The 13757-nt window shown below is 45.0% G+C and carries 10 protein-coding genes; 2 read left to right on the top strand and 8 right to left on the bottom strand.

What is annotated here, in order from left to right:
• The first annotated feature begins 176 nt into the window (after positions 1–176).
• Positions 177–1922: a phosphoenolpyruvate--protein phosphotransferase gene (ptsP, locus tag LEP1GSC047_RS13570; protein ID WP_010419099.1), complete on the top strand. Its 1746-nt coding sequence runs from the start codon at positions 177–179 to the stop codon at positions 1920–1922.
• A gap of 46 nt (positions 1923–1968) precedes the next feature.
• Here the strand turns inward: ptsP and LEP1GSC047_RS13565 are convergent, their stop codons facing one another.
• From LEP1GSC047_RS13565 to LEP1GSC047_RS13555, 3 genes are all read right to left on the bottom strand, one after another.
• Positions 1969–2646, bottom strand: coding sequence for an LIC11631 family protein (locus tag LEP1GSC047_RS13565; RefSeq protein ID WP_010419097.1), 678 nt, complete (start codon positions 2644–2646; stop codon positions 1969–1971).
• A 95-nt stretch (positions 2647–2741) separates the two neighbouring features.
• Positions 2742–4781 (bottom strand): AMP-dependent synthetase/ligase, encoded by a 2040-nt coding sequence (locus LEP1GSC047_RS13560; protein WP_010419095.1) that lies wholly within the window; start codon positions 4779–4781, stop codon positions 2742–2744.
• A 169-nt stretch (positions 4782–4950) separates the two neighbouring features.
• Positions 4951–5457 (bottom strand): TlpA family protein disulfide reductase, encoded by a 507-nt coding sequence (locus LEP1GSC047_RS13555; RefSeq protein ID WP_010419092.1) that lies wholly within the window; start codon positions 5455–5457, stop codon positions 4951–4953.
• A 101-nt stretch (positions 5458–5558) separates the two neighbouring features.
• Here LEP1GSC047_RS13555 and LEP1GSC047_RS13550 point away from each other — a divergent pair, with 101 nt between their 5' ends.
• Complete coding sequence (locus tag LEP1GSC047_RS13550) at positions 5559–5990, top strand: hypothetical protein (RefSeq protein WP_010419090.1); 432 nt, start codon at positions 5559–5561, stop codon at positions 5988–5990.
• Here the strand turns inward: LEP1GSC047_RS13550 and LEP1GSC047_RS13545 are convergent.
• The 5 genes from LEP1GSC047_RS13545 to LEP1GSC047_RS13525 all read right to left on the bottom strand — a co-directional run bounded on the left by LEP1GSC047_RS13545 (position 5987) and on the right by LEP1GSC047_RS13525 (position 13677).
• Complete coding sequence (locus LEP1GSC047_RS13545; protein WP_020988837.1) at positions 5987–7156, bottom strand: glycosyltransferase family 4 protein; 1170 nt, start codon at positions 7154–7156, stop codon at positions 5987–5989. The genes LEP1GSC047_RS13550 and LEP1GSC047_RS13545 overlap by 4 nt on opposite strands.
• Positions 7157–7186: 30 nt before the next feature.
• Positions 7187–8044 carry a 3'(2'),5'-bisphosphate nucleotidase CysQ family protein gene (locus tag LEP1GSC047_RS13540; protein WP_010419083.1) on the bottom strand — a complete coding sequence of 286 codons (858 nt, stop codon included), beginning with the start codon at positions 8042–8044 and terminating at the stop codon, positions 7187–7189.
• Between the two features lie 10 nt (positions 8045–8054).
• A complete protein-coding gene (locus LEP1GSC047_RS13535) occupies positions 8055–8501 on the bottom strand; it encodes an LIC11625 family surface-exposed protein (RefSeq protein ID WP_010419080.1) in 447 nt (148 codons plus the stop codon).
• Between the two features lie 61 nt (positions 8502–8562).
• A complete protein-coding gene (locus tag LEP1GSC047_RS13530; RefSeq protein WP_010419077.1) occupies positions 8563–10770 on the bottom strand; it encodes an ATP-dependent helicase in 2208 nt (735 codons plus the stop codon).
• 15 nt (positions 10771–10785) lie between these two features.
• The gene (locus tag LEP1GSC047_RS13525; protein WP_020988844.1) at positions 10786–13677 is read right to left on the bottom strand and encodes a BamA/OMP85 family outer membrane protein; all 2892 of its coding nucleotides are present in this window, start codon (positions 13675–13677) and stop codon (positions 10786–10788) included.
• Between the last annotated feature and the right edge of the window lie 80 nt (positions 13678–13757).

Raw genomic sequence — 13757 nt, 5'->3', positions numbered from 1 at the left:
CGGGTTTTTCTTCCTCGACGAATTCCAGCCCGGTCCGATGGCTTAGCGATTCCCCCTTCCGGAACCGAAACCGGGAGAGAATTTCCGTCTTGTAAAGTCCACAGAAAACTCCTTTAAAAAAGCTTGTCCTTACGGGAATTCGTATATATTCCTAATCTTCGCGGAATTTCCTTCTTATGAATTTGCACAGCAGTAAACGTACGACTTATCCTGGAATCATCGCATTTCCGGGACGCTTTTACGGCCGCTGCGTAAAAATCGGAACTAAGAAACGACATCTGGCTCATGGAGCCTATATCCACGAATCCGAGATTCCGAAAGAGTTAGAACGCTTAGAAAAAGCGATTCTCTTGTCCCGCAAAGAACTTAAGGAAATTGTAAATAAGCTGAATCAGAAGGCGGAATCCAAGGAAATGAAAGCGATTCTGGAAACCCAAGTCGTTTTGACCGAAGATCCCATGTTAAACACTTCCTTCAAAGATCGGATTCAAAAGCAGGGAGAAAACGCATTTCTCGCGGTAGAAAACGCGATACGCGAATGGGCCGAAAAGTTTAACAAAATCGAGGATCATTTTTTTCGGGAAAGAGTCGATCACCTGCAGGACATTTCTAATAGGATCCTGGAAAATCTTTTGGACAAAAAAGAGGAGGCTTCGTTCTTAGCGGATTTATCCGAAGACGTCATCCTCGTCGCTCGAGAATTAACTCCTTCTCAAATGATCTTGATGAATAAAAGCAGAATACGAGGGATTGCTACGGACCTGGGCGGGAAGACCGGCCATATGGCGATACTCGCTAGAAATTACGGCATACCGACCATCGTCGGCTTAAAACAATTTTACGGAAGCGTAAAAGATAACGAGTATGTTTTCCTAGACGGCGAAAACGGCCAAATGGTCCGTATGCCTACCATCGAGGAAGTAAAATATTACGGGGCGTCTTCTCCACTTCCTTCGGAGAGTAAATTTCAAAAGCAGAAGAAAGCGATCACTAAGGACGGAATTCGAATCCGGTTAAAATGCAATTTGGAATCCGATACCGACTGGGAACAGGCCAAGAAACAGGAAGTCGACGGAGTGGGACTCTTTCGATCCGAATCTTTATTCCTAAAATACCAGGACAAAAACGTTTCGGGGGAAGAGCAATTTCAGGCGTACAAGAGGATAACCGAGGGACTGGATCCGAATCCGGTCTGTATCCGGACCTTCGATATCGGCGCCGATAAATTTTCGACGGGAGAATTCGAAGAGAATCCCTTTCTCGGAAATCGTGGAATCCGCTATAGTTTACAAAATCCTGAATGGTTTAAGGAACAACTCCTCGCTATTTTAAGAGCTTCCGCTTTTGGAAATTTGAGCATTTTACTTCCTATGGTCACAAACCTCTCGGAAATTCGAAAAACGAAAGAGCTCATAGAAGAATGTAAAAAAGAATTATCGAGTCAAAAGGAACGATTCAATCGAAAACTTAAATTAGGAGTGATGGTAGAAACTCCGGCAGCCGTTTCCGCCATGGATATAATGGCAAAGGAAGTGGATTTTTTTTCGGTAGGAACCAACGACCTTCTTCAGTATTTGATGGCGGTAGATCGCAATAATGTAAACGTTTCGAATCTTTATAATCCGTTTCATATTTCCTTTTTACGTTCGTTAACGCAAGTTGTAGAGACTGCTTGGAAATATGAAAAACCGTTGAGCATTTGCGGAGAGATTGCATCCGACACGGCGTTTACGATCTTATTATTGGGTTTAGGTTTTCGCGAATTGTCGGTGTCCTTACCGTTTGTGGGAAGTATTCGGAATATTCTCGCTTCTACCGGACTCAAGCAAGCGACGTTCCTAGTCCGAAAAGTCATGGAACTTTCGGAATTGGAGGACTACGAAGCGATCGAAGCCTTCCTCTTTAGCAAACATTTAGAGTAGAATGTAAAACGAAAAGACTTCTCCGTTAATCCAACTCGGCAAAGGTTTATTCTTCCGTAATTTGTCGATAATCCAGAGAAAGAAACAAAAATGGCGAATGTATCTGTTCTTTTTCCTGTAAGAAAACTCCACCCAATCCCTCATTCGGTTTTAAGAAATGTAGGTACGACTGTTTTTCGGTACGAAGAAAAAAGTTGCCTTTCGCGTTGGATTTTACCGATAGTTCCGAAATCCATTTCAGCAACGCGGGAATGTCCCTTGTGGTCGAATCTCCCGCACGAAACATCGAAAGGTATCGCTTTCCCTTCCAGCTTCCTAGAAAATTAAACCCGTCTCCGGGAAGAATCGGGATTACAAGCTCTTCCGAATCCCGATCCATCGACCTAGAATATAAGAATGAGGATAAATTTCCTAAAACGGTCGGCAAAAACGCATCGAATTCGACTCCCTTTATTTCTTCCTTTCCGTCTATGAGGCAGATTCCTTTTTTAAAACCGGAAGTGAGTCCCTGAACTTTCAGGACATGGTTCTCCTCGATTTTCGAAGTCATCTCGCCCCGAACCAGCAGGAAAGCCAAGCCCAACGGCGAAAACTCCGTGAGTCTCGAAAAGTCCCAAACTTCGGCGCTTTTTAACGGCGAAAAATACAAATTGTCCAACGCGTACAAGTCCGAATTTCCGTAGGGTTCGAATACGGAAGGTTGCCGAATAAAAGACTGAATCATACTTTATCTATCGGACGGACCGAAAAAACGGGATGGTAAAAAAAAGCCCGAGGAACAATCCACGGGCATTCTTCCGGAAAACGGGATCGTGAAACTTATTTGTCGCTATAAACCTTCTTGATCTTATCCGCGTATTTTTCCGCAATCACGTGACGCTTCATCTTAAGCATATTATTTAACTCGTCGCCGACTTCGAACGGCTTGGTAATGAGGAAGAACGGGGTGACCTGCTCGAAAGACTTGAACCCGTTCTTAGCATTGTTCAAGTTCTTGATCTCTTTGCGGTAAAAATCGATTATCTTAGGATTTTCGATTAATTTTTCCCGATCGGCAACATCGATTCCGTTCTCCTTAGCCCATTCACCCAATTTTTCGAAGTCGGGTATAATAATGGCGCCCAGGTTTTTCTGGTCCTGTCCGATCACCATACACTGGCTAATGTACGGAGACTCTTGCAATTTGTTTTCGATAGGAACCGGCTCTACGTTTTCTCCGCCGAGAAGCACGACGGTATCTTTCGCCCTACCCGTTAAGGTTAACGTCCTCTTAAAGTTGATCATTCCCATATCGCCGGTATTCATCCAACCGTCGACTAAGGTCTTGGCTGTGGCCTCGTCGTTCTTGAAATAACCTTTCATAACTTGGGGCCCCTTCACGAAGACTACGCCTTTTCGACCGAGTTTGCCTTGGGTTATATGACCGCCCTCGTCCACTTCGGTTAACACGTCGTTATTATCGTTTCGAATCTGAAGTCTCGTCTTCGGAACGATGCTCCCTACGGAACCGATTATCAATTTTTGGAAAGTACGAACCGAAAGAACCGGAGAAGTCTCGGTCATTCCATATCCCTCCAACACGTTGATTCCGATATTATTGAAAAATTCGTCCACATGCCGAGGAAGCGCCCCTCCACCGGAAATGGAGGCTCTAAGATTCCCTCCTGTCGCAGTTCTAATCTTGGAGAGAACGACCTTATCCAAGGCGACACTGTTCAGAAATAAAGCCAAACCGGAAACGATATATAACGGAAAACTTAAATACCCGAACGAAGTGGGGGCAAGCGTATACGCCGCGATTGCGGTAATTATACTTAGGGTAAACGGACCGGTCAGCAGATACTGAATGACCATCAGGATCCCGTAAAAGAAAGATTTTACGGGATTACGACCGTGGTAATCCACCTCGTTTCCGGAAAGAAAACGAGTCGATGCGTTGTTCTTATCGGAAAAGAAATATGCCAATTTAAATAAGGCTCGACGAAAAGCAGGAGTTTGGCCCGGGTCGTTGATACGGGTATATATCCCGTTGTAAATATTCTCCCAAAGTCTAGGAGCAGATCCCATGAAGGTGGGTTTTACCGTTGCCAAATCCTGACGAAGGTCCCGAACGTTCGTATAATAGGTTGTCGCGCCGATACTAATGCATACGTATTCTACTACTCTTTCGAAAACGTGCCAAACCGGAAGTATCGAAAGTAGTCTCGCTTCGGCGTTAATCTTCAGCATCGGAGTGACATTCAATACCTGATGCATCATATTCGAGTGCATCAGCTGAACTCCTTTGGGAAGACCTGTCGTACCCGATGTATAGATAAGAGTGAATAAATCTTCTGGTTTAATTCCTGCGACTCTCTCTTCTACCTTTCGAGATCCGCCCGCACGAAGCTGTTTGCCTTTTGCGATCAGATCGTACAACTTCAGAACTCCGGGAGAATTAGAATCCTTGTCCATGATAATAATGGTTTTTACTTTTGCTAGTTGCGATTTATTCCGATTGAATTTTTCAAGCATTTTATCGTTTTCGATAAAGACAATTTCGGATTCCGAATGGCTCACGATATAAACGATTTCCGAATCGGTAATGTCGGTACCACGAGGCACATCCGCGGCTCCGGAAAGAATGATTCCATAGTCGGCGATAATCCATTCTATCCTGTTATCTGCTAAGAGTCCGACATGTTCCCGGGCCTTGACTCCTAAGTCGATCAATGCTTCGGCAAGGTTTAAACCGTACTCGTACAACTGACCGTAGGTGACCGGATGGTACTGTTTATGAGCATCCTTGGAATAGAAGGCAGGTTGGTCCTTGTATTTCTCCGCAGTCTCACTGAACAATTGGGCGAGATTCTCAGCCATGAATCGTAACTCTCCTGATTTTTACTATGGGGTTTTTTTAGGTTTCCGGCGGAACCCGATTACGGTCCCCAGGATAAATGGCGAACCCTAGAGATAAATCCTTTTTTTTAGGGCTTTATCGAAGAGATCAAGAGTTATTTATGGGTATCGTTATGCATAATTGGTGGTTTTAGGGAGATTCGAGCCAATTTCTCAAACGTCCTCGCAAAACAGGGAGATCTTTTTCGGAGATTCCGTATTGGAAATGTAAACGTTTTCCGGATTTACTAAACACGAAAAGGGCCGGCTGGCCCTCTATCTTTAAGAGGTTTACCAATTTCCAGTCGGGATCCAGGAGGCTAGGATAATCCATCCCGAACTCCTGAGCGGCCTCCTTGATCTCAAGTATGCTTAAATCGTTTTCCGTATTTACGCCTAAAACTTTGGCATTCTGAGCATGAAGGTCGTCTTTGAGGGCTTCGACTACCGGCACGGCTTTTTTACAAGGCTCGCACCAACTCGCCCAGAAATCCAGAATTAGAAGCTGTCCCTGGAATTCGGAGAGCCGGTGAGATCGACCATCCCAATCTTGGAGTGCTATTTTGTAAATCGCCGCCTCTTCTCCCCGGGAACAGGAAGATGGAATTAAACCGAAAAAGATTAGGAGAGAAAAAACGGAGAGAAGTCTAAAGCTCATCCTCTCCAGAATGCGCAATCCCTAAGCACCTTCAAGCTAAATCCGCTGGTTTCCCCCAATGGGACGCGATCCTCCTTGCCAAGGCGGCCGTGACTCGTAAAATGGAAGAATCGTTTTTACTCGTGTCCGATTCGATTTATAATTACTTTCTATCCTTGCAAGAATTTGAAGATTATTTGGGAGGATCTCGCTTTTCCGGAAAAGGAATCGCGGCATTGCCCGTTTTTTCCGACTCGAAGCAAATATTTCCGACCGCCTACTGCGAATGGTCGAGCAAAAATGGATTCTCCTTAAAAGTGAATTCATCCGAATCCTCGGCGGCTCACGATAGAGTGGGATGGAACGAATCGGATTGGGAAAGGAAAGAGGATTTATTCAGATTCGCTCCTAATGACAAGGAAGAGGTATTCTTCCAGGCGCTGGATAAAAATAGAATGCATATTCTCTGGAAATCGGATCGAGGTATCGTTTTTTCCGGAACGGTGGAACGGGTCAAGACCGGAATATTACGGAGGCTATTCGGAAAATCCTAATTCGACTTACTTTTTAGGAATTCCAGAAAAACCTCCCCGGTCAGTTTTGCAGAATGAAGCATTTCAAATTTCTTTAAATTAGGCTTCTGTAATTTCCAAGGTTTGATACAATAGCGCTGAAGCGCATCCGCCCATTTTCTAGGATCCTTCGTGCTTTCGTAAACGACCGATTTTCCTCCTATTTCATGAAAAACCTGCAAATCGGCGACTAAGCACTGTTTTCCATGCGCCAATGCTTCCACTAAAGGAATCCCGAAACCTTCATATAAGGAAGGAAACAGGAATAAATCGGTCTTCGAATATAAATAATGCAATTCCTCGTCGGACGGCGCTTCTATCCAAAGCATTTTACCCGATTCGCTTTCGGCTCGCATTGCCCCGACTAACTCCGGGTTTTCCCATCCCGCTTTACCCGCATGCACCCAAAGTCGAGGTTTTTTACCGTCTATCTTTAGATATTCTTGGTATGCCTGTCTTAAGAAAGCGTAATTCTTTCTAGGTTCTACCGTAGATACCGAAAGAAAAAATTTGGACGGAAGATTCGCGACTCGTTTCGTAGGAGGCTTGGCGGGAGTACGTCGAATATCCTCGGGGTCGTAACCGGGATATACAACCGAAATTTTACTTTCCGGAATTTTAAAATACGATTTCGCTTCGTCCCCCACCGCCCTTGAAATCGGAAGAATCTTATCCGCTCGTTTGGCGCTCCAGCGGATTAACAAAGCTTGCTGGAACCAGGCGAGCCGTCTCATCGTATTCGGAAATTTATAAATCACGAAATCTACGCAGGTAAGTACCGTGGGAATATTACTCGGAAAGAATGGCGGTAAAACTTGCTGAGTTCCCCAAAAGAGATCGACTCCGTTCCGACGTAAAAGCCAAGGGAGTGCGAGAGCGAAATAGAGTCCTCCTTTTTTGGCGAGATAGCCTTGTCCGACCTCCACGCTTACGTTCGATAGTTTTGCCAAACCGGAGTGGCTCTCATGCAATGGGCGGTTTAAAAAAAGACGAAAACTGAAACGAGGATCTCCTTCGAAGCCTTTTAGAGTGGCTGAGATCAATCTGCCCACACCTGAAACGGGAGTCGACAACGGTCTGGCATCCACTCCTATAACAAACGGTTTTTGCGCCGGACGGGCGTTTACGGTCTTTCGCTTTCCCTTCAAAATGAACAAACTTCCTTGTTTGAGATATTTTTACCAACTTTCACGAACGGAACCTTGGAGTCTGGTTCCATTATCCTTCCAAAATTCTTGCACCAGCTCTCTCTTTCCAGCCAAAAGCCCCACGCTTAATTTCGATTTTAAAAAATCGAAGGGCAATCCTGTCTTTATCTCTATATCCGATCCACCGGAGGCTCGGAGAATCGCGATGCCTCCCGCGATATCCCAATCATTTTTGGGTCTCAAGGAAAGAGTTAACGGCGTTTTGGCGACCGCCACTAACGCCAATTTATAGGCGATAGAACCCTTAGACTTAGTCCTATATTGGGTTCCGAAGCTTGTCATATCGAAGAGCCCGGCTTTAGTTTCCGAAATTGAAATTAAAATTTCCTTCAAAGAAGGGATTTCGGCATCTTCTAAAAACTTATGAGAAAGATTCCAATCGATCTCTTTGCTTGAAAAAGGCGGTTCTAGAACTTGGTACCCCGCTCCTACGTTTTCCCTTCCCCAGAAAAACTCACCGCTAGCAGGGTTCATGATAATGCCGAAAATCGGTTTTCCTTCCCGAACGAGACCTAAACTCAACGCAAATTCCGGATTTTTTGCTACGAATTCGCGGGTGCCATCAATCGGATCCAAAATCCATACTCGTCCGAATCGATGAGTCTCTTGATCGAAGGGAAGAATTTCTTCCTCCGAAAAAACGGGATCGCCGAATTTTTGACGAATTCCTTCAACCAAGATTCTGTTGGCGGCGAGATCCGCTTCGGTTACCGGGTCTCCTTTCGTTTTTTCTCGAACCGAGAATTCGCTACGATATATCCGGAGAATCTCATCCGCCGCCTCGAGCACGAGTCTTGATACGATATGAGCTTCTTCCGGAAATCGCATTCCGAAAAGATTATTTTGTCTGGCTCGAAGGGGACGTAGGCTGCTGTTTGTCTTCCTTGTGAGCCTCTTCCTCTAAATTATCGGGACGAACATAAAAGACTTCGTTCGTAGGTGTCTGAAGATATAATTCCGGATCCATCAAATACGTATAAAATACGAGATAGGTTTTAAACTTAACGTATACCGAAAACGTACCTTTTTGCTGCTCGTACTGGAGCGAATCGGCCGTTAGACCTTTCGTATATTCTTTGTAATCCAGATACTTTCGGTGAAGACTGTATTTAAGAGCAGAAAGTAGATTCTTTTCCAGAGTAGCCTTTTTGGCCGCTTCCGAGATTTTTCGGTTCTTATTAAATTCTTCCACCTTGTTGAATTCTTCCACTAGACCGGTTACTTTTCCTGCTAGGAGGGGGCTTGCCAAGCCTAAGGCAAGAGCTGCTACTAAGATCCGTTTCATTGGTTTTCCTGTGTTCCTTGGGATAATTATCGGTTTTTGTAAGGAGGAACTTTTCCCTCCGTTATAATTTCTCTAAGGGGGTATAGGCAAGGAAAAAGTTCTTTTCCACCCCTCCGAACCTGATTTTGACTTTTCGGTTTTTCCCGTTCCCGGAGACGCCGACAACAAATCCCACTCCAAATTGTGCGTGCCGAACTCGATCGCCCTCCCCAATTTCAGCCTCCTCGCCTAAAGGACCGGCAGTCCTGGAATCTTCCGAATTTCGAAGGTTTTTTACCGGAGAATCGCCGGTTCCTCCCCAAGCTGCCGGAGGTCCTTCCGGCATTCGGACTCCCCTTCTAGTAGATACGGCTTCTTGTCCGAAACATTCCGAAGGAATTTCCGGCAGAAAGCGAGAGGGAATTCTCGGTTCTACCTTTCCGAATTTTCTAGAATATCTGCAATAACTTAGATAAAGCTTTTTTCTGGCGCGAGTCAGGGCCACATAGAACAATCTACGTTCTTCCTGCTCTCCTTTCGGTTCCTCAAGACTCATTAAATGCGGAAAGGTTCCCTCTTCCAAGCCGGTCAGGAAGACGGTCGGGAACTCCAGCCCTTTTGCATTATGCACCGTCATTAGATGAACATAATCCGTTAGCTGAGCCGTATCCTCCTCGGACGTAAGAAGGCTAATCTGATTTAAGTATTCCTCTAAATTCGGCGAATCTTCCCGCTCCTCGTATTCGGCGATGGAGTTCACGAATTCTCGAACGTTTTCGACTCTGGAAACGGCCTCTTCATCCTGGGAGTTTCGCTCCGTATATTCCACCCAACCCGATCGTTCAATTATTTGGAGTGCAATCTTAGAGGGAAGTTCCCCCCTTTCCTTCATTTCAATCAGATCTTCGAATAAATGATAGAGTTCTTTTGCCTTGGCGATCCCCGCTTTCTTTAACGGCAAATCCGGATGTCCCAACGCTTCCAAAAAGGAAAATCCGCGATCAATGGAAAACTCGCGCATTTTTTCTAGGGAAGCGTCTCCGATTCCTCTTGGTGGATTATTTACGATTCTAAGAAGAGATGTCGAATCCAAAGGATTGGCGACCACATTTAAATATGCGATCATGTCCTTGATCTCGGCACGATCGAAAAATCGGAATCCTCCGAAAATTTTGTAAGGTATACCCGCGGATCTGAGGCTTTCCTCATAATATCTGGATTGGGCGTTGGTTCTGTAAAATATGGCAAAGTCCTTATAATCGGAGCCCTTAACCGCCTCGGATCGGATCTTTTTTACCGCGTCGTACGCCTCTTCGTTTTCATTCTCGAACTCGGAGAGACTTACCGGCGCTCCTTCCGGATTATTGGTAAAAAGTTCTTTCTCTTTACGATCAGGATTATTAGAAATTACCCTTGACGCCGCTCTTATGATTCTTCCCGAAGAACGATAATTCTCCTCCAACTTGACTACGAAAGAATTCGGATAATCATGTTCGAAATTTAGAATATTCGAAATATCGGCGCCTCTCCAGGAATATATGGATTGGTCGTCGTCCCCCACAACGCATAAATTGCCTCGATCTCCTGCGAGTAATCGAACCAGACGATATTGAACTTTATTAGTATCCTGATATTCGTCCACCATAACGTATTTCCATCGGTCCTGGTACTTTGATAATATAGAAGGCTGCTCCTCGAACAGTCGAACGACTCTCAATATCAAATCTCCGAAATCGAAGGCCTGGTTTTTTCGCTTTCTGGCTTCGTATTCGGAGTAGATCTTTGCAACGACCTGCGATCGGTGGGAAAAATCCTCCTTCCTGACGTATTGATCCGGATCGAGCATCGAATCCTTTAAGGAAGAAAAAATGCCCGCCAAAGTGGAGGGTTTGTATTGCTTAGGATCCTCGTGCAGGTCCTTTACGACTTGCTTAATTAAAGATTCCTGAAGGGTCGTATCGTAGACGGTAAATCCCGAATCGATCCCGAGTGCGTTCGCCTCTCTGCGCAATATAAATAGACAAAGAGAATGGAAGGTTTTAATTTGCACATTAAACGGTAGGTCGGGAACCAAATTGCGAACCCGTTCCGCCATTTCCGACGCCGCCTTATTCGTGAACGTTAAGGCGCATATGGAGTCCGTTTTTCGATTCAGAATTAAGTTAGCGATTCGGTGAGTAATGACTCTTGTCTTTCCGGACCCTGCTCCGGCGAGGATCAAAACGGGGCCGTCCAATCGCTCTACAGCCGCTTTTTGCGGTTCATTTAGGCCGACAAGTAAATCGATCACGAAAAATCCCGTCCGTTAGAAACGGTAATCCCCGATTCCGAATACGAATTGAAATGCCCTATCGTCTTCATATCTTTCGAACGGGGCCCAAAAGTTTCCAGTAGGTCGAATTTTCTGGGCGAAATAAATACGCAGCGGAAGAACCGGAATCTGAATCCTTAGACCGATCCCCCAAGAATATCTCATACGGTCCATCGCAACGTTTTGAGAGGATAATACCAATCTCGCAGGATTATTCAAATCATCGTAGGTCACGTCGGCTTTCTTGCCGTTCGATAAGTTAAAATTATTTTGGAGATACCAGCCTACGGGGTCGGCCAGAATCTGTGCCTGTTTGTTCTTATCATAATTCGTAACGTAATCCTTTTTGACGCCGGTGAATCGATTGACTTGCTCGTAGAGCGCACCCCCGTCTAAAAACACCACTAACCACAATAGGCTCGGCTCGATCGGGATCCGAATTTCAGAATCGAACAGAATCCGATGCTGAGCACCGCTTCTCCAGTCCGTCGGAAATTTAGGATCGTTATAGTACCATCCTCGTAAGGACTCGTAACCCCCGATAATCAATAAATCCTGGGGACGGATATACGGATCTTGAACCGGATCCTGATGGCCGTATTTAGGAGACCTCTGAAACGTAAACATATCCGATGTACGAAACTCTTGCACCACCCGCCAACGACGGAGTGAGTTATTTCGTATTAAACCGCCGAAGGTAAAATCGAACCAAGTATGATAGTATTCGGCCGTAATTCTGTACTGATCGAAGTGGGAGGATCCACCCAGATACTGACCTACGTTATCTACTTGTAAAAGTATATCGTAGCCCCGCGTGGGAGCGAATACGTTATCCCGAATATCGAAGGAAATACCGTTTGATATCTGCGAACGAAATTGCCAGCCTTGCCGAACGTTCGCTAAGACGGCGTCGGATACGAGCGCAGTCGGGTTGGAATAGGAATAGAAGGCCGGAGTATACCTGTGAAAGTGTGTCCAGTTCGTGAATACACGGTGGGCAATCCCCATCGTTACACCCAATCCGTTGTTATCGTAAGTGGCGTTCTCGGTCACCGGTGCGGTCGTGCTATCGGAGATTGCAATCGTGGAAGTGGACCCTAAAAATATCGTTCGGGAAAAATAAAACAAGGAAAGAGAAAGGGACCAAGGGGTATCGTTCAGCCAAGGCTCCGTCCAGGAAATCTGGAAGGATCTTCTGTAGGGACCGAATTCGATCCTTCCTGATATTTTTTGTCCGGTTCCATTCAGGTTATTTTCGCCGACTTCCGTAAAAATCGTAAATCCGGTAATCGTTCCGTATCCACCGCCCATGGACACGGTTCCTGTCGGTTGCTCCAAGACTTCGATCACGATATTCATCTTTGAATCGTCGGAGCCGGGCCGCATATTAAAGTTTACTTCTTTAAAATATCCTAAATTATGGATACGTTCCCTAGATCGGTTGACTTTAGTGGAATCGAAAAGATCGCCCGGCTTAAACAGTAATTCCCGTCGAATTACTTTATCTTGAGTTTTCTTGTTTCCCTTGATAATTACGTTTTCGATTTTAGCTAGATTATTTTCTCGAACGGTAAAATCCACGTGCACGAATTTTCTGCCGCGCAAAGCGGTTTTCTTTACGAATACTTCCCGCAGTTTGCGTATGTTCAATTGCTTATATTCGTCTTCGCAAATTTTGCGTTCTAAATCGGTTTTCCTGGAATAACAATTTTCATAATATTGAAGACTTTCCTCATCCAAAGAAATAATTTTTCTGCGAGGGATCACCTGGGCGAAAATATGTCCTTTTGCTCCGTAGAGTTCGTTGACGGAGGATCTATCCCGCATGAATACGGTCTCGTCGAATATTTCACCCACATCTTTTACGCTATAGTCCATCACCTTTTCAATTTCATCCACGGTAAAGAGCGGACTTAACTTATCTTTCGGAGTTTCGGGTGGATTTTTCTCCTTATTCAAGAAGACGGGACGACCTTCGTTATCCAAAGTCATATCGTGGGCAACCGAGTACCCGTTAAAATAATAAACCTGTCCTTCGTACAGTTTTATATTAACGATAATCACTCGCCTGTCTTTCTTTTCGGGATTCTCCCAATGGATCTCCCAATTCGTTCCTTCTCGGAGTAACTCGGAGTCCAGATAACCCTTACTCCGCATATAAGCTTGAATGACTTCCTTATCCTTCTCGAAGGAGCTTTCCTTAAAAGACCCGCCCTCGAATAGACCTTCTTCCTTCAGATCCATCAACCCCAAAAGCTCGGACGTTTCGATGGTCTCGTTTCCATAAACGTTGATCTTGGCGACGGGAATTTCCTCGCCTTCGTCGATCACGAATCTTACTTTGACTAGATTCGTCTTAGGGTCCGGTTTACCTAATTCCGCCTTAACATAGGCTAAAAAGAAACCCTCGTCCCTATATTTTTGAAGTATGACATCCCTTGATTTGGATACTTTCTGAGGTGTGATAACCTCGTTATCCTTTAACGGCATTTTTTCACGCAAGTCGGCGGGAAAAACCTCATCCGCCCCCACGAATTCGATTTCCTTAACGCGAGGACGTTCTTTCAATTCTACGATAATCTTGACTCCGCCTTCTACATCCTCGGCTTGTATATCGATAAAATAGAAAAAGCCGGAGGCGAATAGGGTTTTCAGGTCTCGGTCGACCATGCCTTTCGTCAATTGCTTTCCGCGTTTCAACTCGAGCATGGAGTCGATATCGGCATCGGACGTGTTCCGATTTCCTTTGAACACGACTTCCTTAATCGTTTTACCGAAATAATCGCTCCTCTTAGACAATAACTCGGTTATATCGGCCGAATAGAAAAGGGAGCTCGTCAAGAAAAAGACGGCTATAAATTTATTTACTGGAGGTTTTCGTTTCAAGTCACTTATCAACCTTTTTAGTAGGTTCTAAATTCCTCCAAAATACAGGAAAAACTTCATTGGAAGATCCTTCGTCTCCC

This window comes from Leptospira inadai serovar Lyme str. 10 (assembly GCF_000243675.2).
In the GTDB taxonomy this organism is placed as follows: domain Bacteria; phylum Spirochaetota; class Leptospiria; order Leptospirales; family Leptospiraceae; genus Leptospira_B; species Leptospira_B inadai.
Note: the sequence above shows the minus strand (reverse complement) of the source record. Positions and strands in the feature narration are given on the sequence as shown.

Coding starts and splice junctions, on each gene's coding strand:
- ptsP (WP_010419099.1), top strand. CDS start 177: ATGAATTTGCACAGCAGTAAACGTACGACTTATCCTGGAATCATCGCA.
- LEP1GSC047_RS13565 (WP_010419097.1), bottom strand. CDS start 2,646: ATGATTCAGTCTTTTATTCGGCAACCTTCCGTATTCGAACCCTACGGA.
- LEP1GSC047_RS13560 (WP_010419095.1), bottom strand. CDS start 4,781: ATGGCTGAGAATCTCGCCCAATTGTTCAGTGAGACTGCGGAGAAATAC.
- LEP1GSC047_RS13555 (WP_010419092.1), bottom strand. CDS start 5,457: ATGAGCTTTAGACTTCTCTCCGTTTTTTCTCTCCTAATCTTTTTCGGT.
- LEP1GSC047_RS13550 (WP_010419090.1), top strand. CDS start 5,559: ATGGAAGAATCGTTTTTACTCGTGTCCGATTCGATTTATAATTACTTT.
- LEP1GSC047_RS13540 (WP_010419083.1), bottom strand. CDS start 8,044: ATGCGATTTCCGGAAGAAGCTCATATCGTATCAAGACTCGTGCTCGAG.
- LEP1GSC047_RS13535 (WP_010419080.1), bottom strand. CDS start 8,501: ATGAAACGGATCTTAGTAGCAGCTCTTGCCTTAGGCTTGGCAAGCCCC.